Origin of the sequence: Francisella sp. XLW-1 (genome assembly GCF_008711455.1) — a bacterium.
GTDB lineage: Bacteria > Pseudomonadota > Gammaproteobacteria > Francisellales > Francisellaceae > Francisella > Francisella salimarina.
Genome location: NZ_VXKP01000002.1, coordinates 152,836 through 174,825 on the forward strand (window position 1 = coordinate 152,836; position 21,990 = coordinate 174,825).

Sequence of the window (21,990 nt, forward strand, 5' to 3'; positions counted from 1 at the left end):
TACTATATGATAACATAATAGGTTATCTATGAGCTTATTATTACAACTAATACTGGTATAAAAATGCGCCTAAAACAGCTTAAATCTTCTATACATAAAAAATTAAATCAATCTTACATATATGACTGCAATAAACAGATAGACTTTAGCAAAATCATAAATGGTTCTATAATTATTGCGAATGATACTTCAATAATCACGATACTAGCTTTAAAGAGTTTTCTGAAAGAAAAAACGATAACGGTTTTGGGCCACTTTGATACTAGAGTTAGATGTTTTGAAAAAGCTATAGCAAATGCTGAAATAAAATATATTGATGATATTAGTTTTTGGGATCATCAAGGTGCACTTATTGTGGACAAGAGTTTTATTTCTCAGGTTGAGCAAAATGATAATAGATTCTTGTTGTTTGTATGTGGACCTGAGATGCCATATTTTTCAGACCGTAAAAATTTAGATAGACAGGTGTTTTTTGATATCGCTAAACTTAAAAGTTTGAGAAGTCTAAATGAGGAGATGGATGATCTTTCTGTGAAAGCTTGGGAGGAGTATTTAGCTCTTTTGAAGGCTCCTGCTGAGATTTGGTTTAGGCAAATGTTAAACGCTAAAAGTAACTTGGTATTAACTGATACGACAGGTGTCACTTTAGATGGCTACAAGTTTGCGACAGGGGCAGCATTGATGTCCAAAAAACTTCAAGAAATTACTAAGCAAGAAGATAATGTTGGTGTTTGTTTACCTACAAGCGCAGGCGGTTATTTGGCGATATTAGCATTAATGATGAGTGCAAAGGCAATAGTTAATCTAAATTATACAGCTTCAGAGGAAGCATTAAGACATGCTATTAATAATGCAGGAATTAAAACAATAATTACTTCTAGAGCATTTGTTGAGAAATTAACTCACAAAGGTTTTTTTGTTGAAGAGATTTTTTCGATGTGCAAGATTGTATATTTGGAGGATATCAAAGCAAAAATAACCAAAGCTGAGTCAATAAAAACATTCTTGCAAATCAAAATGTTACCTGCGTCATGGTTAGTTAAAAAATACCTTAAGCCAACTAAGCTAGATGACTTAGCCTTTATAATATTTAGTAGTGGTAGTGAAGGGGTGCCTAAAGGTATTGCAATCAAGTATAAAAACCTTCTTGCAAATGTTTATCAAAGCACAAATGTTATCGAGTGCCAAGAGAATGATTCTGTGGCAGGGATTTTGCCTATATTTCATGCTTTTGGCCTTACGATTTCACTAGTTTCTCTGTTTCAAGGGGGGTATATAGCATGCCATCCAGATCCAACAGATGCTAAAGGAGTTGCTAATTTAATCAAAAAAAATAAAACTACAGTGTTGTGTGCGACACCAACATTTTTAAGAATTTATACCAAAAATAAAGCAGTCAAAAAAGAAGATCTTACAACACTTAGGCTAATTATTACAGGTGCTGAAAAACTCTCTAAAGAAGTACGTACTATGTTCGAAGACAAGTTTGATAAGGTTATTAATGAAGGATATGGGACTACCGAACTTTCACCAGTAGCTGCTGTTAATAGACCAACTAAGTCGCCAAATAAAATAGGTACTGTAGGTTTGACAGTTCCTGGTGGTCAATTCAAAATTATACATCCTGAGTCTCATGAAGAGCTACCTATTGGTGTAGAGGGCATGATTATATACCGCGGTGTTAATAAGATGGATTACTATCTTAATGATCCTAAAAAAACTAATGAGGTTATGATCGAGAAATATGGATATAAGTGGTACATAACAGGAGATAAGGGTAAGATTGATGGCGAAGGTTATTTAACGGTAGTTGATAGGTACTCCAGGTTTGCAAAAGTTGCTGGTGAAATGGTGAGTTTGGGACTTTTGGAGCAAAAAGTCTATGATGCTTTGAGAGAAAAGGGGTATGATTCTCATAAAATTGATTTTGAGGTTTTAGCTGTGGCTACATCAGATACTAAAAGAGGCGAGATTATTAACTTACTATATAATCTAGAAGACTTAGAACCAACTGAGTTGAAAGAGATCGTAAGACACTCTGGCATTGAAAATCTTTATAAGCCAACCAACTATTTCAAGGTTATATCAATACCTAAATTAGGCTCTGGGAAGACAGACTTTTCTAAGGCTAAAAAGCTCACTAATGAACTAGTTAAGGCATAGGTTAGATGCATTTCTCAGTTTTACTTCGAGAGTCTGTAGATGGTTTGGATATAAAGCCAAATGGTATTTATATCGATGCAACATTTGGCAGGGGCGGGCATTCAAAAGCTATATTGGATCGACTAACATCTGGAAAGCTTATTGCTTTTGATAAGGATTTGGATGCTATAAATTATGCAAAAGAAAATTTCCAGTTTGAAAGTTTCCAGATAGTTCATGCAAGTTTTGCTAGTATTTATGATTATTGTTCTCAGAATAATCTTCTAGGTGAGATTGATGGTGTCATTATGGATTTAGGAGTTTCTTCTCCTCAATTAGATAATGCTAATAGAGGGTTTAGCTTTACGCATGATGGTCCACTAGATATGCGAATGGACACATCAAAAGGCCTTACTGCTAGCCAAGCTTTAGAAGAGTTATCAGTAGATGAGTTAGCCTACATCTTTAAGGTTTATGGTGAAGAACGTTTTGCAAAAAAAATTGCTCTAAGAGTTAAAGACTATATAGCTGAGAATGGAAGCATAACTAGAACACACCAGTTAGCTGACCTTATTCGAGCAACCATTGGTAAAAGAGAGAAAAAAAATCCTGCGACAAGGTGTTTTCAAGCATTACGTATATATGTTAATAATGAGCTTAAGGATTTAGAGTTCCTTTTAGGAAATATTCTAGATGTTGTTAAAAAAGGTGGAAGAATTGCTACTATTTCTTTCCACTCATTAGAGGATCGTATAGTTAAACAAAATTTCACTTCTCTTATTAATCCAAAACAAGAGTTAAATAGGATTTCTAAGTTGCTTCCACAAGATACTAGTGGAGTAAAAATGAAGTGGATTACAAAAAAAGCTAAAGCAAATCAAGATGAGCTTAGTCAAAATGTTCGCTCTAGAAGTGCTATTTTAAGGATTGTTGAAAAGATATGATGCTAACAAACCGTCAAATACGGATAAGATTATTTGAGTCGTTAAAAAATAGTTTTTTTAAGAAAACGGTGGCTATTGCATTTGTACTTTTATTTGTGTTATTGCTTACAGCATTTGCTTTAATTGTGACACGTTTTGAGTTTAAACTTCTATTAAATGAGCGTAAAGATCTAATTGTTGAGCAGACCCAATTAGATGAGCAGTGGAGTCAAATTGTATTGGAGTACAGTTCGTTAGCAACACCTACGGCTGTAGAAAAATTTGCTGAAAAAGAAAAGATGTCTTTACCAACTAGAAAGAGTATAGGTACATTGAGTAATCAAGAGGAGAGCTCTGCAAATGAATAGCTATAGACCAAAATTAAGACACTTAGTGGTCATTCTATTGCTATTGTTAAGTTTTATAGTCCTATTTGCCAAATTGATTTATATGGAAACAATTCAGTATCCTAAACTTAAGCAAGAAGGTGATAATCGTAGTGATAGAAGTATAGATATAAAATCATATAGAGGCATAATTCTTGATAGAAATGGTAATCCTTTGGCTATAAGTACTCCGGTTGATACCATTTGGGTTGACCCTTACTATGTCAGTGCAGATAGCTCTGAATTGAAAGAAGTTATGAGTATTTTAAAACTATCTAAAGAAAAAAGAGAAAAGATAGAAAGACAAGTTAAAGTCAGAGAAGGAAGGAGTGGCTTCGTCTATATTGAGAGAAAAGTTCAGCCATATTTATCACAAAAAGTTAAGGATTTGGATATTACAGGTATTCATGTGATACGTGAATTTAAGAGATATTATCCAATGGCTGAGGTTGCGTCCCATATTGTTGGTTTTACTAATGTTGATGGTAAAGGTCAAGAAGGTCTAGAGCTAGAATTTAATAAGTTTTTGACAGGACAAGATGGATATTTCGAGTATAAGAAAGATTTACATGGTGGTGTTGCAAAAGTTGAAGATAACTTTATAATGCCTAAAAATGGTCATAATCTTCAAATAAGTATTGACTCTAGACTACAGTACATTGCATATAAGTATCTGAAAAAAGGCGTGATCAAGACGAATTCTGAAGCAGGTTCAGTTATTATTGAAAATATTCATACAGGTGAGATATTAGCTATGGCTAATTATCCTTCGTATAATCCTAATAGTATGGCAGATGCTTATCCTGATAGACGCAGAAATCGAGCTATTACTGATGTGTATGAGTTGGGTTCGGTAATGAAAGTCTTTGCAGCGGCTACTGCGCTTATTTATGGTGATAATGTGACACCAGAGCAACCTATTATCAATTCGCACCCAGGCTATTATCGTATTGGTAAAAATACTGTGAGAGATGAAAGGGATTATGGTGAAGAAGATCTAAGATATATCCTTATGAAATCTAGTAACGTTGGTATATCAAAGATGATATTGAGCCTAACTGATCCTACAATACTTGAACCATCACTTAGGAACTTCGGATTTGGTGATAAAACAGGTATACAACTACCTGGTGAGCGTGATGGATTTGTCCCAGCTAAAGATAAGTGGGGAGATTTTCAGCTAGCAACTTTATCTTTTGGGTATGGTATGAATGCAACAGATCTTCAGCTAGTTGCTGGAGTTTCAGCAATTGCCAATGATGGTAAGTATATTAAGCCAACAATTCTTAAAAGAAGAGCTGGAGAAGAAATTGACTCTAGGCCGGTAGCATCTAAAAAAGTTTCTGAAGAAATGGTTAGTATGATGCAATCTGTTGTTGAAGGGGTTGGTGGGACAGGAGCAAAAGCGCAAATTCCTTTATACCATGTTGCAGGTAAAACAGGTACGGCTAGGATGCTGTCAGGAGGGACGTATGGTGCGAAATATTTGGCAAGCTTCGTTGGTGTCGTGCCAGCTAGTGATCCACAGTTGGCTATTGTTGTTACAATAAAAGATCCTAAAGGTGATAAGTACGGAGGAGGTTCTGTAGCCGCTCCAGTTTTTGCTGATGTGGCACTTAATAGTTTGCAAATATTGGGCATTAGGCCTGATAAGATTGGTAACTAAATCTTTTGTCTTTTTTGCTTTAATGGTATATAATCTTTAACCGGTAAACTGTTCCTTTGTGCGGTTTGTCGTACACATTAACTAATAGAAAACAAATGGAGAAATGTTATGTTAACAACTCAAGATAAGCAAAATATTATTAAAGAAAATCAGCAGTCTGAAGGCGATACTGGTTCACCTGAAGTGCAAGTTGCTCTTTTAACTGCTAGAATTAACGACTTGCAAGGACACTTTGCAACTCACAAAAAAGATAATCACTCAAGAAGAGGTCTTTTAAGGTTAGTAAGTCAACGTCGTAAATTATTAGACTATTTACATGGTAAAGATGTAGAAAGATACCGTGCTCTAATCAAGAAATTAAACTTACGTAGATAATAATTTCATCCTAATCGTTCTTACGTCATTAAATCAAATAATTATATAAGGTTAAACTGTGAAAATATTTAGAGAAGTCTTTGAACTAGGTAACAAAGAAATAGTTCTAGAAACAGGTGGTATGGCTCGTCAAGCAGATGGGTCTGTGACTGTAAGTTGTGGTAATAATGTTGTATTGGTAACTACAGTAGTTAAAAAATCAGTATCAGCAGGTGCTGATTTCTTTCCATTGTCGGTACACTATTTAGAGAAAACATACGCAGCAGGTAAGATACCTGGAGGCTTCTTAAGAAGAGAGGGAAGACCTTCTGAAGAACAGATTCTTATTTCTAGATTAATAGACAGATCTATAAGACCATCATTTCCTGATGGATTTTTTAATGAGATTCAAATTGTAGCTACAGTTTTATCTTATGATGGGACATTTTCACCAGATATGTTGGCACTAATAGGAGCATCTGCTTCTTTAGCAATATCAGGAGCGCCTTATGATGATATTATTGCTGGTGTAAGAGTTGGTTATACTAATGGTAAGTATATTCTTAATCCTAATAAAGCAGATTTAAAAGAGTCTGATCTTGATTTAGTAGTTTCTGGTACTGATGATGCAATACTAATGGTGGAGTCAGAAGCTAATAGTTTGCCAGAATCTGTGATGCTCGGTGGTATCCTATATGCACACAAACATCTTAGAACTATTATTAGCTCTATTAATAAACTTGTTAAAGTAGCTTCAAAGCCACGTATAGAATATACAATTTATGAGATAAATAAGTTGTTAAAATCTCAGATTAAGTCACATTTCTTTGGTGAAATCAAAAACGCATATACAATAGCATCTAAGCAAGAGAGAAATATTAAGCTTAATGAAGTAAGAAAAAATGTTTTAGAACATATATTCTCGAGTGATGTTGATGGTAATGAATATACTGAAAAAGAAATTTTAGAAGCTTTCCATGATATTGAAAAGGATCTTGTTAGATCAAATATTTTAGATGGTAAGCCAAGAATTGATGGAAGATGTACGGAAACAATACGACCTATCAATGTAAAAGTTGGTGTATTGCCAGGCGTGCATGGTTCAGCTCTATTTACTAGAGGTGAGACACAGGCTTTAGTGGTTACAACTCTCGGTAGCGATAGAGATGCCCAGCTTGTAGAATCTTTAGATGGTATGGAAAAATCACGATACATGCTTCATTATAACTTTCCTCCATACTCTGTAGGGGAGTGTGGTATGGTGGGTATGGCTCCGAAGCGTCGCGAAGTTGGTCATGCAAATCTAGCTAAACGCGCAACACAAGCGGTTTTTCCTAATGAAACCGCTTATCCATACGTCGTAAGAATAGTATCGGAAATATTGGAGTCAAATGGCTCTAGTTCCATGGCAACTGTTTGTGGCTCATCTTTATCTATGATGGACGCAGGTGTACCAATAGCTGAGCCAGTTGCAGGTATTGCTATGGGTCTTATCAAAGATGGCGCAAAATATGCAGTTTTATCAGACATATTAGGTGATGAAGATCATTTGGGAGATATGGATTTCAAAGTTGCTGGTACTAGATATGGTGTTACAGCACTTCAGATGGATATCAAAATCAAAGGCATCTCTAGAGAGATTCTTGAGCAAGCACTTGAGCAAGCTAGAACAGGTAGGTTGCATATCTTAGGGATTATGAATGAAGTAATAAGAGAGCACAAAGAATCTGTTTCTGATGTTGCTCCACAAATTCATGTCATGAATATAAACCCAGCTAAGATAAAAGATGTTGTTGGTCGAGGTGGATCTGTTGTAAAAGGTATCGTAGAAAAAACTGGAGCTCAAATTGATACTAGTGACTCTGGTGAGGTTAAAATATTTGCTAAAGATAAAAAATCATTAGATTTGGCTAAATCTATAGTTGAAGAAATTGTTGCTGAAGTTGAAGAAGGGCAAATTTACAAGGGTAAGATTGTTAAGCTTTTAGACTCTGGCGCATTTGTTAATCTTCTTGGTAGTCAAGATGGATATTTACCATTCTCAGAAATTGAACAAGCTGGTATGAAAACTAATTCATTAGTCGAGGGTCAGGGCTTAGAAGTCTTGGTTCAAAATATAGACAGAGGTGGTAGAGTTAAACTTTCTCTTGTAGCGAGGTAATTTTATGAGTGAAGTAGTTCAAAGTGTTGATCCAATCAACTTTACAGAATCGGCATCTTTAAAGGTTAAAGAGCTAATTGAAGAAGAGGGAGATAACTCTCTTAGTCTTAGAGTTTATATAACTGGTGGTGGATGTTCAGGATTTCAATATGCTTTCGCATTTGATAATGAGATAAAAGAAGATGATATGATTGTTACGAAAAATGGTGTTCGCCTTCTTGTTGATTCTATGAGCTTTCAGTATTTAGTTGGGGCTGATGTTGACTATAAAGATGATGTTGAAGGAGCTTATTTTGTGATAAGAAATCCAAATGCGAAAACAACATGTGGTTGTGGTTCATCTTTTTCTGTATAATATTTAATCGTAATCAAACTTATTTAAAGTAGAAATGTTTTATGAAAATTGCTAATTTTGAAGTGGGAAATGGTAAGCCATTTTTCTTGATGTCTGGGCCGTGTGTGATTGAATCAGAACAAATGGCTATGGATACAGCTGGGTATCTAGCTGAGATCACTAATGATTTAGGCATTAATTTTGTATATAAGTCATCTTTTGATAAGGCGAATCGTTCTTCTATTAACAGTTTTAGAGGTCTTGGTGTTGATAAGGGTCTTGAGATTTTATCTAAAGTTAAAAAAACCTATAATGTACCAGTTGTTACAGATGTCCACGAAGATACTCCTTTTGCTGAAGTAGCAGAAGTTGTTGATGTGATGCAGACGCCAGCTTTTTTGTGTCGTCAGACAAATTTTATACTAGATGTATGTAAGCAAGGCAAACCTGTAAATATCAAGAAAGGTCAATTTCTAGCTCCTTGGGACATGCAACATGTTGTTACTAAGGCAAAATCTACCGGTAATGAGCAGATCATGGTTTGTGAAAGAGGTGTAAGCTTTGGCTACAATAATTTGGTTTCAGACATGCGCTCTCTTGAGATAATGAAAGATACAGGTTGCCCCGTAGTGTTTGATGCTACTCATTCAGTGCAATTACCAGGTGGACAAGGTAGCTCATCAGGTGGTCAACGAGAATTTGTACCTGTTCTATCAAAGGCTGCTATGGCAGTCGGTATTGATGGTCTTTTTATGGAGACTCATCCAAAGCCAGAAGAAGCATTAAGTGATGGTCCAAATTCATTCCCGATGTATAAAATAAAAGAGTTTTTAAGCTTATTAAAAGAACTGGATCATTTAGTTAAAAGTCAACCAAAAATAGAATTATAAGGTAAAAAATAATGGCTGGTAAAGGCGATGTTTTTATAATCGGTATTGTTGGTGGATCTGGCTCCGGTAAAACTTTATTTTCAAATGAAATTATAAAAAAATTAAAATCAAAACATCTAAACCAAATAGCAGTAATTTCTGAAGACAGATATTATAAAAACTGGGGAGAGATGGTTGGCTTTGAAGAAGCTAATAAAATTAATTATGATCATCCAGATGCTTTTGATCACAAACTCTTAAGGAAAGATTTAGCTGATTTGGTTGAGGGTAAAGATATCCATATTCCTTACTATGACTATACAACTCACTCAAGAGTCAAAGAAAAGTCAGAAGAGATCGCTGGTGGTGTAAGTGTCATTATACTTGAAGGCATTATGCTATTTAATGATCGTAAGCTACTAAAAATGATGGATTTCAAAGTATATATGGATACACCATCTGATCTGTGTTTCATTAGAAGGCTTATGCGTGACCAAAATGAAAGAGGCCGAAGTGTTGAAAGTGTTATAAGTCAGTATTTAGAAACAGTTAGACCTATGCATATAAAATTTATTGAGCCATCAAAGAGAAAAGCTGATATTATAGTTCCTGATGGAGCTCAAAATAAAACTGTGATTGATATAATATATAACAAAGTAAAACAATTATTGAAGAAAAATGGAGTAAAAAATGGCTAGAGTAACGGTTGAAGATTGCTTAGATAAGGTAGAAACAAGGTTTGATTTAGTAGTTTTAGCTTCGATGAGAGCGAATAATATACTTAAAAAAGGTTATTCAGAGTCTGTAGATAATGAAAAAAGAGAAAAGGCTACTGTGGTAGCATTGAGAGAAATAGCAGAATCTGAAATATCTCCAGAACAAATCTTAAGAAATGAAATAGAAGGCTAATAAAATCTATATAAAAAGCTTGACTTGTTTTTATAAGGCTGTATAATTGTCAGATATCGGGTGCTTAGCTCAGCTGGGAGAGCATCGCCCTTACAAGGCGAGGGTCGGGGGTTCGAACCCCTCAGCACCCACCACGATTTAAAAAAGCGACATTAGTCGCTTTTTTTATGTCTAATGTTTTTTCATATACACTATCTTTAAGATTATTATGTTTTTGTGTGCTAAAATTTACATAGATAATGTAGATAGGAGTTAATGTGAAAAAAATATTATTTAGTTCGTTGTTTTTATCTTTGAGTATTTGTTCATTGTCTTATGCAGATGATTCGGGTACTACAGTGTGCCCAGCTGATTTGAAATATCAAACTATTAATATGAGAGACATGACCTTTGAATATTCACAATATGAAGATCATATATGTGCTGTTTTGAGTGTTGATATGAGTAAAAATAGTGACTGGCAAGAAGGCGGTAGTGGATGGTTTGCTGCTGGGTTTGGTGCAGAGAGCATGAAGGGTTCTAATATGTTTATATTCGTACCAGAAAAACTGCAACAGGGTGTTAAATATGATGTATATGCAAATATTGGTGGAGTATATGGTCCAACTAAACCTTTGGATACAAAACCAGAGGCCGGCCAGATTAAATTATTATCATCATCATTAGGAAAGGTTAACTTTGCTATTTACCCTCAGAAAATATCTGGATTATCAAATAGTGGTAAGGTTGATATGATTTTCTCTCACTCGGCAGCAGGTGTATATAAGTTTGCTCCAGGTCATGTCGCTGCATATGATGGAAAAGCTATGGATTTGAAGTAATTCCTTGAGTTGTATTTGTGAGTGTAATTAAATACAATTGTCGTAATATGATTTGATGAAATTTTTTATGGGAAGATCTAGAAGATATAAGAAACCTCAAGAGGGTATTTTTGAAGGTGAAATTATAGCTCTAAGCCATGATGGTAGAGGAATAGCAAAGATTAATGGTAAAACAACTTTTATTCCATTTACACTGCCCGGTGAAGTAGTTAAGTTTGAATATACATTCACAAAAGCAAAATTCGATGAAGCAAAGGTAGTTGAGTATATTAAAAAATCATCTAATAGAGTTAACCCTCCATGTGAACATTTTGAAATGTGCGGTGGGTGTAGTTTGCAACATATGTCTACAGATGCTCAGATTGAGCACAAGCAGCAAACTTTGCTAAATCAGCTAAAATATATTGGTCAGGGTGTAGAGCCTCAGAATGTTTTAGAACCATTATGTACAGCTAAAACCGAAGGATATCGTAATAAAGCACGATTAGGTGTTAGATATGTCAATAAAAAGGGCAAAATTTTAGTAGGCTTTAGAGAACGTAATGGCAGATTTTTGGCTGATATAGATAAATGTATAGTCTTAAATCCTCTTGTGGGTGAGAAATTAACGAAAATTGCCTCTTTTATAGAGACACTTTCTATATATCAGCATATAGCTCAATTAGAGATTGCAATTGATGATGCTAGACCAGCGCTTATCGTGCGCCACCTTGAACCATTCGTGAATGAAGATCTCGAAAAGCTAAAAGCTTTTGGTTTGGAAAATGGCTACTGGATATATCTGCAATCAAAAGGTCCTGATACTATCTTTAGGCTATATCCACAAGAAGATGTTGAGCCCAAGAAGTTAAGCTATCAACCAGTTACTGGGATAAATATCGGTTTTGAGCCTAATGATTTTACTCAAGTTAATAATGATATTAATAGAAAGATGATTAAAAGAGCTATTGATCTTTTAGAAATATCAGAAAATGATTCTATTATTGATTTGTTTTGTGGTTTAGGAAACTTTACGTTGCCAATTTCTCAGTATGCAAAAACAGTAATTGGCGTAGAAGGTGAGCAGACAATGGTTAGTAGAGCTAAAGAAACAGCTATTAGTAATAGTATTAATAATGTTAAATTTTATGCGGCTAATCTTTTTGAAAGTTTCGAAGATAAAGAGTGGTTTAATAATTTTGAATATAACAAAATGCTTTTAGATCCACCGAGAGCTGGGGCTCAAGAAGTTTGTAGTAATATTGAAAAATTTGATGTTGAGCGTATTGTTTATGTGTCATGTGATACGGCTACTTTAGCCAGAGATGCTGGAATTTTAGTAAATGACAAAGGTTATAAGCTAGTTAGTGCTGGAGTCATGGATATGTTTCCTCATACTATGCATGTTGAGTCAATAGCTGTTTTTGAGAAGGTATAATTATGTACATAGGTTTAGATATTGGCGGTAGTAATATTTCAGCAGGAGTTTTTGATGAACATAAAAATCTACTTAAGACAGCCAAGGTAAAATCAAAAGGCAAAAGTGATTCTGATACGATTTTGGGTCAAATTTTTAAAGTTATTAACAAATTAATTGATGATTCAACAAGAGATAAAATAAAAGCTATAGGTATTGGTATAGCAGGTTTTGTTGATTCGAAAAATGGTATTTTAAACTTTAGTGCAAATATTAATCTCAACGGTATAAATATAGCTAAAAGAGTTAGTCAAAAATTTGATAATGTACCTGTTTTTGTCGAAAATGATGTAAATGTAGGTGTCATCGGAGAGTGGAAATATGGAGTTGGTAAGGGACATGAAAATATCGTTGGTATATTTGCAGGCACAGGGATTGGTGGTGGCCTAGTTATAAATAATCAGTTTCTATATGGTGTTACCGGCGGTGCAGGAGCTGTTGGCCATGTTACTATTAATACTGAAGGCACTTATTGTCAAAGTTGTGGTTCACAGGGTTGCGTAGAGACATATGCAGGTAAGGTAGGTATGGAAAATAGGATTCTAAATCTACATAAAAAGGGTATTAAAAGCTTGCTTATAGACTTGGTTCTAGAAAATAATGGTAAACTGAAAGGATCTCACCTAAAAAAAGCATTAGCTGTCAAAGATCCTGTAGCAGAAGATATAGTTAACTTAGCAATGACGAATTTAGGTATTGCAGTAGCTAATTATATAAATCTTTTGAATCCATCACTTGTATTGTTTGGTGGTGGCGTTATGGAAGCAATTGGGAGTGAGTATTTAGATGCTATCTATTACTCATGCTCAAAATATGCTTTTAAGACAATGTTGGATGCTTGTGAATTAAAAATCGCAACTTTGGGTGATAACTCAGGTGTTTATGGAGCTATGGATATAGCAGTTAATAGATTGGAAGGAAATTGGTAATGTTAATAGGTGTAGATATTGGCGGTTCAAATATGGCTGCTGGACTGTTCGATGAAAGTAAAAAAGTAGTAGCTACGGCAAAAGTTAAATCAAAAGCAAAAGAAGAAACAAGTATTGTCATAGGTCAATTATTTAAAGTTATCGATAAGTTAATCGCAGAAATTCCTTCAGACAAGAAGCTTGATGGTATAGGTATTGGTGTAGCAGGGCTTATAGATAAAAGAACATCTGTTGTTCGTAGAAGTGTTAACATAAACCTTAATGGTGTTAATCTGAAAGAAGTTGTTGAAGATAGGTACAAGATTAAGTCTGAAGTAGATAACGATGTTAATGTTGGTATTTTAGGGGAAGCAAAATATGGAGCAGGTGTTGGTTGTGATGATATAGTTGGAGCTTTTGTTGGTACTGGTATCGGTGGTGGACTAGTTCTAAATGGTAAACTCTATGGTGGTAATAGCGGTTTAGCTGCTGAGTTAGGTCACACAATCATAAAACAAGGTGGAGCATACTGTCCAGGATGTGGATCTCAAGGTTGCTTAGAGGCATATGCTGGTAAAGTAGGTATAGAGAAAAAGATTGAAAACTTAGCAAAAAAGAAGATCAAAAGTACTCTTATTGAATTAGTAACTGAAAATGGTGGAAAGCTTAAGAGTAGTCATATCAAAAAGGCAATCGAAGCAAATGATGAAATTGCAAATGATATTCTTAGCGAAGCAATGGAGTATTTGGGTGCTGGTTTGGGTAGTGCTATTAATATGATAAATCCTTCGATGGTAGTATTAGGTGGAGGAGTTATGGAAGCTATTGGTGAACAATATTTGCCACAAATTAAACGAGCTGCTATGAGAAATTCATTTGCTGACATTTATGCAGAATGTGAATTTAAATTAGCTAAACTTGGTGACCAAGCTGGAATTTATGGAGCTATGGAGTTAGTTGCTAACTAGTCTAATTAGGTTTATTTATTATGACTCGTATAATTAATGAGTTTTTTTCTCAGTTATCTATTTATTTTAGTGGTTTTAGACGTGTTAATCTGTCACAAATTTTTCATGATTGGAATGTTTTTGAGATAGCTTGGCTTGTGGCTTCTGTAAGTATTCTAGCTGTCATAAGTATTTTGACTACAGATGATTATTTAGTGCTTACTGTTATAGCTACAGTCACTGGTATGTTAAATTTATTGTTAGTTGCTAAAGGTAAGATACTTAATTATTTTTTTGCGTTTGTAAATAATCTTACTTATGCTTACATTTGTTATACTCAGGGTATTTATGGACAGTTTTTACTTTTTGCATTTTTCTTTTTTCCAGTGCAATTTTATGGTTTATATACTTGGACTAAGCCGCAGAATGTAACAGAGAATAATGATATTATCACAAAAACGCTATCTAACAAATATAGGATTTATCTTATTAGTGGAATTGTGATTGCTGCATTTTTGTATGGTTTTTTCATTCTAAAAGGATATTTTGACCAACAGATAGGCCTAGTTGCTGACTCTCTAACTGGTGTGGTATCAGTTGTAGCAATTATTTTGATGGTTAAAGCATATATTGAGCAGTGGGTATTATGGATAGTTATTAATACTCTCTCAACAGTTATATGGGTGCAACAGTATTTTTCTGGTTCAGGGGATGGCGTTGCATTTTTGGCAATGTGGTTGATATATTTATTTAATGCAATATATGGTTATATAAACTGGCTAAAGCTTAAAAAAGACATATAGAATTTCTTATAAAAACTTTCCTATAATTAGCTTAACTTACTTAGTCCATTTCTATATAATCTGCTGTATTGATTATATATCTTACGGAGGGTAGAGCAATGACTGTTAGACAAACTCTATTTCTTATTCTTACTCCTATAGTTGCAATGTGTGTACTATCATTTGGCAATGGTTTCTTCACAACTTACTCATCAATAGAGCTAAATAGCCTTGGTCGTTCTAATTTAATGATAGGTATAATATCAGCAGCCTATTTTTTTGGAATGACAGCAGGATCATATTTCTCTCAATTTACGATAGTTAGAGTCGGATATATTCGTGCTTTTGTTTTATTTGCGTCTCTTATGGCAATTAGTACATTGATTGTAGGTGTTAATAAAAGCGTACCTGTTTGGGTGTTTTTTAGATTTGTATGTGGGTATTCTCTTGCAGCATTATTTATCGTTATAGAGAGTTGGTGTATTTTATCTGCAGAGAAAAAAAATCGAGGTTTAGTATTTTCGATATATCTATTTGTATATTATGGGACTCAAGCATTATCACAGTTAATGATAAATGTTCATTTTAGCAGTGGACTATTGGCTTATTGCTTTATATCGTCGCTTTGTAGTATTGCAATTGTTTTGATGGCATTCACAAAAACAGTCGCTCCGGTACCACATTCTGAGGAGGTTTGTTCACCAATAAAAATTATCAAGAAAGTACCTCTTGCTATGGCTGCCAGTGTTATAGGTGGATCCCTTTTGGGTTCTATCTATACTTTATTACCAATATTTATGGTTAGGGTAAATATTGATCATGATATGGTTTCTGTGTTAATGATGACAACTATTCTTGGAGGAATGTTACTACAAGTTCCTATGGGTAAAATCTCAGATCTTATCGATAGACGAAAAGTAATATTATTAGCAGGTGCCGGTATATTTATAGCATCTTCTCTTATAGCTCTATTCCACACATCTTACTTAATATTTGCAATAGTGATATTTGTATTTGGAGGTTGTGCTTTTGTGATATATCCATTGTCAATATCACATGCTAGTGACTTTTTGGAGGAGAATGAGGTGTTAGGAGCAATAGGGGTTTTAACAATTGCTTATGGTATAGGATCCGTTGCTAGTCCTATTATAATATCTAGTGCTATTCTGTGTGTGTATTCAATATATAGAATTTTTGTAAGAAAGTCAGCAGTAGATACTTCTTCATTCACCATAGTTACGCCAGAGAGTCTTAACTTTAGTGAGGCTCAGGAGATAGTTTCAGAGAAATAATCTAAGTATATTAAATTGCAAAGCATACATTGCTAGCTTATAATTGATAGGATTTTTTTAAATTCATAATAAGACTTAATTTATCTAAAGGAGATTATAGTTATGTCATCACAAATCAAGCAAGTTTTTGCTAGACAAATATTAGATTCGCGTGGTAATCCTACTGTTGAGGTGGATGTGATTTTAGAAAGTGGTGCTTTTGGTCGTGCTGCTGTTCCTTCAGGAGCTTCTACAGGTATTAGAGAAGCATTGGAATTAAGAGATGGTAATAAATCTCTTTTCTTGGGTAAAAGTGTCTACAAGGCAGTTGAGAATGTTAATACAAAAATTGCTCAAGCTGTTAAAGGTTTGGATGCGTTAGATCAGAGATTAATTGACAAGACTATGATAGAGCTTGATGGTTCAGAGAATAAGGGTAATCTCGGAGCTAATGCTATCCTAGGTGTTTCATTGGCAACTGCTAGAGCTGCAGCATCTCAGTTGAGAAAACCTTTCTACCGTTACTTAATGGATGTTAAAGAGTATTTAATGCCAGTTCCGATGATGAATGTTATTAATGGCGGGTCACACGCTGATAATAATGTTGATATGCAAGAATTTATGATTGTTCCTGCTGGTTTTGAGACATTCTCTGAAGCGTTAAGATGTGGTACAGAGGTTTTTCATACACTTAAGAAGGTGCTAATAGCAGACGGTTACAGTGTCGCTGGTGTTGGTGATGAAGGTGGTTATGCTCCAGATTTGCCATCTAATGAAGCAGCTATCGAAGCGATTTTGAAAGCTGTTAAGGAAGCTGGATATGAGCCAGGCAAACATGTATTTATAGCTTTAGATCCAGCAAGTAGTGAGTATTACAAAGATGGTAAATATGAGCTAGCATCTGAAGGGAAGTCTCTAAACTCTGAAGAAATGGTTGAATACTATGCTAAATGGGTAGAAAAATATCCTATCGTATCTATCGAAGATGGTATGGCAGAAGAAGATTGGGCTGGTTGGAAACTAATGACTGAGAAGCTTGGTAATAAAGTACAGTTAGTTGGAGATGATTTATTTGTTACTAATCCAAGTATCCTAGCTAAAGGTATCGAACAAGGTGTCGCTAATTCAATTTTGATTAAGCTAAATCAAATAGGTACTTTAACTGAGACTTTCGAAGCGATGGCAATGGCTGGTCAAGCGGGTTATACATGTGTAGTATCTCATCGCTCTGGTGAGACATCTGATACTATCATTGCGGACTTGGCAGTAGCAACATGTTCAGGACAAATTAAAACAGGTTCTTTATCTAGGTCTGATCGTATAGCTAAATACAATCAATTAATCAGAATTGAAGAAGAGCTAGGTGAAAATGCTATCTATCCAGGTGTTAAGGCATTTGTCTTTAGTTCAGAAGAAGCTGATCATGAAGTTCAAGAGATTGTTGTAGAAGAAAGTGAAACTGAAAAAGTTGTGGTTCAAGTAGAAGAATAATAGTTTCATGAGTATAAAATCTAATTCTTTTTTTTATATTTTTATTTCAATAGTTTTATTATTAATTGCCTTATTACAATATCAACTTTGGTTTAGTAATACAGGCTTATTAAAGTATGAGATTTTAAAAAAATCAATTGCTACACAGACAAAAGAAATCAAGCATAAATCTCAGACCAATGCTCAACTGTATTCAGAAGTAGTTTCGCTGCGTAAAAATAGTGAAGTGCTTGAGAGTTTGGCTCGTGAAAATATGGGGTTGATAAAGCAGGGAGAGATTTTTTATAGTGTCAAATAAGTATGTAATAATTCCAGCTGCTGGTATAGGCTCAAGGATGGAGTTGGATATTCCTAAGCAATATTACAAACTCATTAATGGTAAAACTATACTTGATAATACTTTAGAAAAATTTGTGGAAGATTCTTTCTTTGACAAAGTTATTGTGGCGATTAGTGATAGCGATAATCTTTGGAATACTTCTGAGTATTTTGATCATCCAAAAGTTCAATACTGTGTAGGTGGTGCTACAAGGTTCCATAGTGTTTATAGTGCGCTTAAATTTATCGGTGATCGTAAAAGTGATGATTGGATATTTGTACATGATGCGGCTAGACCTTGTGTGAATATAGAAGATGTCATAGCGCTTTATAATCAAACTCAAGACTCTCATACTCAAGCTGGTATCTTGGCTATTAGAGCATTTGAGACGGTTAAAAAGGTAGCTATAAAGATGATTATAGCTAAGACTATTGATCGACAAGATATTTGGCTTGCACAGACTCCACAACTATCAAGACTTTGTCAGTTAGAAAAAGCATTTGATTTTTGTTATACAAATAATCTCATAGATAAAATAACAGACGAAGCATCGGCTTTGGAGCTGTATGGTATAAACCCAATAGTCGTTGAAGGCTCTAGAAAGAATATTAAAATCACAACCCAAGATGATTTAGAGTTTACTAACTGGCAGATTAGCTAGTTATCTATTTTAGTAGTAAACCTATTACATATCCAAATATTATTACTAATCCCATTATAAATAAAATAGAATCAAGTACTACACGTCTGTAGTTTTTGTATTGTATGTTTTTGTAGATTATTATCACGGGCAATACGTACAATAAGAAAGCTACGGTAGGAGCGACTAATATTCCTATAATGTTAAGTATCTTGAAATTACAGATTGTACATATCCATAAAATCATAAATATTAAACCGACACAAATTCTATTTATGACTGCTTCTGTGATATTGATCTTATAGATATTTCTAAAAAAGTATTTGAATAAATATTTTAATGCTTCTTTAGAGCCAATATAGCAACCGATAAATGAGCTTATAATAGCTGTAAAAACTATCATAGGAGCTAGAATGTTTAGTAATGTCCCTGGATGTTGTTCTTGTATTAGAGTTACTATTGAGAGGTTATTCATATTCGCTCTATCAAGGTCATGTATTGTGGTGCTGAGTAAGCAAGATGTTACGAATAATAGTACAAATATAAAAAGAATCAATGCATTAATCTGAAGGATTTTATATACTTTGTACTTCTCTTGCAAACGTTCTACTTTTACATAATCACGATAGAATATTACTAGACTAGAAATAACCGGTGAATGATTCATTGATAATATCAAAATTGGCAAGACCATTAATACACCAGTAATATAACCAATAGTGTCAAAATGACTATCAGTTATAAACTCAAAGTTCCAATATGGAATTATATATAGTGACAGTGTAATTACTAATATTATTAGAAATATTACTATTAGTTGCATAAATTTAAGGATTAAATTGATCCCTAAAGAAACAATAACTAATAGTCCAGCAAGAATACTAAAGCTAAACCATATATTAGTCGAAAGATTGGTGTTAACAATATGATAGTTTAATAAGAAGTTACTTAGTTCATTATTTAAACCAATTGAGTACATCGGTATATTTAAAAATATAGCAAAAAAATACAGGACTACACAAATTAGCCCAAATAATTTACCAAGATTATGTGTGAAAACATCCGTAATGCCGCCATTATCTGTATATAACACTATATTCGCCATATTCTTATGTGAGTAATATGTTAATGGTAGTGCAAAAATAAGAACTGTTACTAAAGCCCATAGCCCACTATGCCCAGCTTGAACAGGAAGATATAATAATCCAGCTCCGATAGCAGTACCAAATAGTGTAAAAATCCACTGTATATCAACTTTAGTTGTATTTGTGTGATTTGAATTTTCCATTTAGCTACTCCAATCCAGTATTACTTTGCCACATTGACCACTTTTCATTATTTCAAATCCTTTTTGATAATCATTGATATGAAGTCTATGTGTGATGATTGGTTCCATATCCATACCTGCTTGAAGCATACTAGTCATTAGATACCATGTTTCAAACATCTCTCTGCCATAAATACCTTTAAGAGTAAGACCTTTGAACAAAATAGTTCCCCAGTCAACAGAGATATCTCCAGCTGATATGCCTAAAAGTGACAGCTTGCCACCATGATTCATAACATCAAGCATCATAGATATTGCTGAGTTAATCCCAGACATTTCTAAACCTACATCAAACCCTTCTGTCATGCCAATTTCTGACATGACTTTACGCATTTGTGCTATCAATTGTTGTTGATTTTGAAACTCTGATACATTTACTGCAACAGTAGCTCCGAAGTCTCTAGCCATCTGTAGACGATATTCATTAATATCCGTGATAACTATTCTGCGAGCACCACAGAATCTTGCTATCTTGACTGCCATAAGTCCAATAGGACCAGCTCCAGTTATAAGTACATCCTCACCAGTTAGGTTAAATGAAAGTGCTGTATGAATAGCATTACCCATAGGATCGAATGTACTAGCTATATCATCACTGATAGAATCAGGAATCTTAAAAACATTGACAGCTGGCATTACTAAGTATTCAGCAAAAGCTCCCTGTACATTTACACCTATTCCAATGGTTTTTCTACAAAGATGGCGTTTACCTGCTCTGCAATTACGACATTGTCCACATACAAGATGACCTTCACCAGATACTCTATCGCCAACATCTACACTTGTAACACCATTTCCTTTGGCTACAACTTCACCAGCAAATTCATGTCCGGTAATCATTGGTACAGGTATGGTAGCTTGAGACCATTTATCCCAATTATAAATATGTAAATCAGTGCCACAAATTGCTGTTTTTTTAATTTTAATCAAAACATCATTGTAGCCATATTCTGGTATAGGAGCATCATCAAACATCCAAATACCAGGTTCTTTTTTTAATTTAGCAAGTGCTTTCATAGTTTGATTCCTATTAACTATATAATACCTAATTCTTTGGCAGCTTTTGTAAAGCCATCAACAGCTTTATCGATTTGTTCAAAAGTATGGGCAGCAGACATTTGTGTTCTAATTCTGGCTTTACCCTTAGGTACCACTGGATATGAAAAAGCGATTACATATATACCATAATCTAGTAGCTTATCAGCAAATTCAGCTGCTTTTTTCTCATCGTATATCATTACAGGAATAATAGGGTGTTCTCCTGGTATTAAATCAAAGCCTGCAGCAGTCATTTTTGATCTAAATCTCTGTTGATTTGCCTGTAATTGCTCTCTTAATTCATTTGAATTTTTAGTTATCTCTAAAGCTTTAATAGATGTTTTAGCTATTATAGGTGCTAAAGCATTTGAGAAAAGATATGGTCTAGAAAGATTTTTAAGTAAATCTACTACTTCTTTTTTAGCACAAATGTAGCCACCAGAAGCGCCACCTAATCCTTTGCCTAGAGTACCAGTTAGGATATCAACCCTACCCATAACATCACAATGTTCAATTGAACCTTTACCATTTTTACCTACAAACCCTGAAGCGTGAGAATCATCAACCATAACAATGGCATTATATTTATCGGCTAAGTCACAAATAGATTTTAGATCAGCAATAATACCATCCATTGAGAAGACGCCATCTGTAGCAATCATTTTAAATCTTGCTCCAGCTTGATCAGCCTCTATAAGTTTTGTTTCAAGGTCTTGCATATCATTATTGTTATATCTAAAACGCATCGCCTTGCACAATCTAACACCATCAATAATACTAGCATGATTAAGAGAATCACTTATAATGGCATCTTCTTTAGTAAGAAGTGTCTCAAAAAGCCCTGCATTGGCATCAAAACATGATGGATATAGGATTGTATCTTCAAACTCGAAAAATTCACTTAGTTCTTTTTCTAGTTGCTTATGCACAGAGTTTGTACCACAGATAAACCTAACTGATGCCATACCATAACCACATTCTTCAATATGGTTTTTTGCATAAGAAACTATTTCTGGATTATTTGCAAAGCCAAGATAGTTGTTTGCACAGAAATTAATTAGTGTTTCACCATTTTCTAGATTAATTACAGGTTCTTGTGGAGTAGCTATTATTCTTTCGCTTTTGTATGTGCCTGCTTCTTTTATTTCTAGTATTTTATTATTTACATTAGTATAGAAATTATTATTCATGATTAGTTTCCTCTCAAAAAATTAGAATTTAAAATATATTCGACTTTAGAATATTA

Annotated in this window: 22 protein-coding genes and 1 tRNA gene; 20 read left to right on the forward strand and 3 right to left on the reverse strand. The window is 34.2% G+C overall.

The features are described 5' to 3' along the window. Nucleotides 1-63 precede the first annotated feature (63 nt). The 20 genes from F3D59_RS03265 (at nucleotide 64) to ispD (ending at nucleotide 18,400) form a co-directional block, all read left to right on the forward strand. On the forward strand, nucleotides 64-2,163 hold the full coding sequence (locus F3D59_RS03265) for an AMP-binding protein (RefSeq protein WP_150463782.1): 2,100 nt from the start codon (nucleotides 64-66) through the stop codon (nucleotides 2,161-2,163). Between the two features lie 5 nt (nucleotides 2,164-2,168). Beyond that, on the forward strand, nucleotides 2,169-3,086 hold the full coding sequence (rsmH, locus tag F3D59_RS03270; protein WP_150463783.1) for a 16S rRNA (cytosine(1402)-N(4))-methyltransferase RsmH: 918 nt from the start codon (nucleotides 2,169-2,171) through the stop codon (nucleotides 3,084-3,086). After that, on the forward strand, nucleotides 3,083-3,433 hold the full coding sequence (gene ftsL, locus F3D59_RS03275) for a cell division protein FtsL (protein WP_041263817.1): 351 nt from the start codon (nucleotides 3,083-3,085) through the stop codon (nucleotides 3,431-3,433). Before rsmH ends, ftsL begins: the two co-directional genes overlap by 4 nt. Next, on the forward strand, nucleotides 3,426-5,117 hold the full coding sequence (locus F3D59_RS03280; RefSeq protein WP_150463784.1) for a peptidoglycan D,D-transpeptidase FtsI family protein: 1,692 nt from the start codon (nucleotides 3,426-3,428) through the stop codon (nucleotides 5,115-5,117). The genes ftsL and F3D59_RS03280 overlap by 8 nt, the downstream gene beginning before the upstream one ends. 108 nt (nucleotides 5,118-5,225) lie before the next feature. Then, entirely contained in the window at nucleotides 5,226-5,492 is a 267-nt protein-coding gene (gene rpsO, locus F3D59_RS03285) for a 30S ribosomal protein S15 (RefSeq protein ID WP_004288130.1), read from the forward strand. A 58-nt stretch (nucleotides 5,493-5,550) separates the two neighbouring features. Beyond that, the gene (gene pnp, locus F3D59_RS03290; RefSeq protein ID WP_150463785.1) at nucleotides 5,551-7,632 is read left to right on the forward strand and encodes a polyribonucleotide nucleotidyltransferase; all 2,082 of its coding nucleotides are present in this window, start codon (nucleotides 5,551-5,553) and stop codon (nucleotides 7,630-7,632) included. A 4-nt stretch (nucleotides 7,633-7,636) separates the two neighbouring features. Then, nucleotides 7,637-7,987: an iron-sulfur cluster insertion protein ErpA gene (erpA, locus tag F3D59_RS03295; protein WP_150463786.1), complete on the forward strand. Its 351-nt coding sequence runs from the start codon at nucleotides 7,637-7,639 to the stop codon at nucleotides 7,985-7,987. 41 nt (nucleotides 7,988-8,028) lie between these two features. Continuing rightward, a complete protein-coding gene (gene kdsA / locus F3D59_RS03300; RefSeq protein WP_013923483.1) occupies nucleotides 8,029-8,856 on the forward strand; it encodes a 3-deoxy-8-phosphooctulonate synthase in 828 nt (275 codons plus the stop codon). A gap of 11 nt (nucleotides 8,857-8,867) precedes the next feature. After that, nucleotides 8,868-9,533, forward strand: coding sequence for a uridine kinase (gene udk, locus F3D59_RS03305; protein WP_013923482.1), 666 nt, complete (start codon nucleotides 8,868-8,870; stop codon nucleotides 9,531-9,533). Then, on the forward strand, nucleotides 9,526-9,744 hold the full coding sequence (rpoZ, locus tag F3D59_RS03310) for a DNA-directed RNA polymerase subunit omega (protein ID WP_013923481.1): 219 nt from the start codon (nucleotides 9,526-9,528) through the stop codon (nucleotides 9,742-9,744). The genes udk and rpoZ overlap by 8 nt, the downstream gene beginning before the upstream one ends. A 58-nt stretch (nucleotides 9,745-9,802) precedes the next feature. Further along, nucleotides 9,803-9,878 (forward strand) — tRNA-Val (locus F3D59_RS03315). 123 nt (nucleotides 9,879-10,001) lie between these two features. Further along, on the forward strand, nucleotides 10,002-10,565 hold the full coding sequence (locus tag F3D59_RS03320; RefSeq protein ID WP_150463787.1) for a hypothetical protein: 564 nt from the start codon (nucleotides 10,002-10,004) through the stop codon (nucleotides 10,563-10,565). A gap of 67 nt (nucleotides 10,566-10,632) precedes the next feature. Next, nucleotides 10,633-11,982, forward strand: coding sequence for a 23S rRNA (uracil(1939)-C(5))-methyltransferase RlmD (rlmD, locus tag F3D59_RS03325; RefSeq protein ID WP_150463788.1), 1,350 nt, complete (start codon nucleotides 10,633-10,635; stop codon nucleotides 11,980-11,982). A 2-nt stretch (nucleotides 11,983-11,984) separates the two neighbouring features. After that, on the forward strand, nucleotides 11,985-12,950 hold the full coding sequence (locus tag F3D59_RS03330; RefSeq protein ID WP_150463789.1) for an ROK family protein: 966 nt from the start codon (nucleotides 11,985-11,987) through the stop codon (nucleotides 12,948-12,950). Then, nucleotides 12,950-13,897 (forward strand): ROK family protein, encoded by a 948-nt coding sequence (locus F3D59_RS03335; RefSeq protein WP_146421092.1) that lies wholly within the window; start codon nucleotides 12,950-12,952, stop codon nucleotides 13,895-13,897. The genes F3D59_RS03330 and F3D59_RS03335 overlap by 1 nt, the downstream gene beginning before the upstream one ends. A gap of 20 nt (nucleotides 13,898-13,917) precedes the next feature. Beyond that, nucleotides 13,918-14,679 (forward strand): nicotinamide riboside transporter PnuC, encoded by a 762-nt coding sequence (pnuC, locus tag F3D59_RS03340; RefSeq protein WP_150463790.1) that lies wholly within the window; start codon nucleotides 13,918-13,920, stop codon nucleotides 14,677-14,679. Between the two features lie 98 nt (nucleotides 14,680-14,777). After that, on the forward strand, nucleotides 14,778-15,950 hold the full coding sequence (locus F3D59_RS03345; protein WP_150463791.1) for an MFS transporter: 1,173 nt from the start codon (nucleotides 14,778-14,780) through the stop codon (nucleotides 15,948-15,950). Nucleotides 15,951-16,052: 102 nt separating this feature from the next. Then, nucleotides 16,053-17,420, forward strand: a complete 1,368-nt coding sequence (gene eno, locus F3D59_RS03350; protein ID WP_013923474.1) for a phosphopyruvate hydratase — start codon at nucleotides 16,053-16,055, stop codon at nucleotides 17,418-17,420. A 7-nt stretch (nucleotides 17,421-17,427) separates the two neighbouring features. Then, a complete protein-coding gene (locus tag F3D59_RS03355; RefSeq protein WP_013923473.1) occupies nucleotides 17,428-17,718 on the forward strand; it encodes an FtsB family cell division protein in 291 nt (96 codons plus the stop codon). Next, entirely contained in the window at nucleotides 17,708-18,400 is a 693-nt protein-coding gene (gene ispD / locus F3D59_RS03360; RefSeq protein ID WP_150463792.1) for a 2-C-methyl-D-erythritol 4-phosphate cytidylyltransferase, read from the forward strand. The genes F3D59_RS03355 and ispD overlap by 11 nt, the downstream gene beginning before the upstream one ends. A 4-nt stretch (nucleotides 18,401-18,404) precedes the next feature. On the opposite strand, the gene F3D59_RS03365 is transcribed toward ispD, so the two are convergent. The 3 genes from F3D59_RS03365 to F3D59_RS03375 are packed head-to-tail and all read right to left on the reverse strand — an operon-like array spanning nucleotide 18,405 to nucleotide 21,934. After that, complete coding sequence (locus F3D59_RS03365) at nucleotides 18,405-19,667, reverse strand: amino acid permease (RefSeq protein ID WP_150463793.1); 1,263 nt, start codon at nucleotides 19,665-19,667, stop codon at nucleotides 18,405-18,407. Beyond that, nucleotides 19,668-20,723: an L-threonine 3-dehydrogenase gene (tdh, locus tag F3D59_RS03370; protein ID WP_150463794.1), complete on the reverse strand. Its 1,056-nt coding sequence runs from the start codon at nucleotides 20,721-20,723 to the stop codon at nucleotides 19,668-19,670. 17 nt (nucleotides 20,724-20,740) lie between these two features. Further along, nucleotides 20,741-21,934, reverse strand: a complete 1,194-nt coding sequence (locus tag F3D59_RS03375; protein WP_150463795.1) for a glycine C-acetyltransferase — start codon at nucleotides 21,932-21,934, stop codon at nucleotides 20,741-20,743. Nucleotides 21,935-21,990 lie beyond the last annotated feature (56 nt).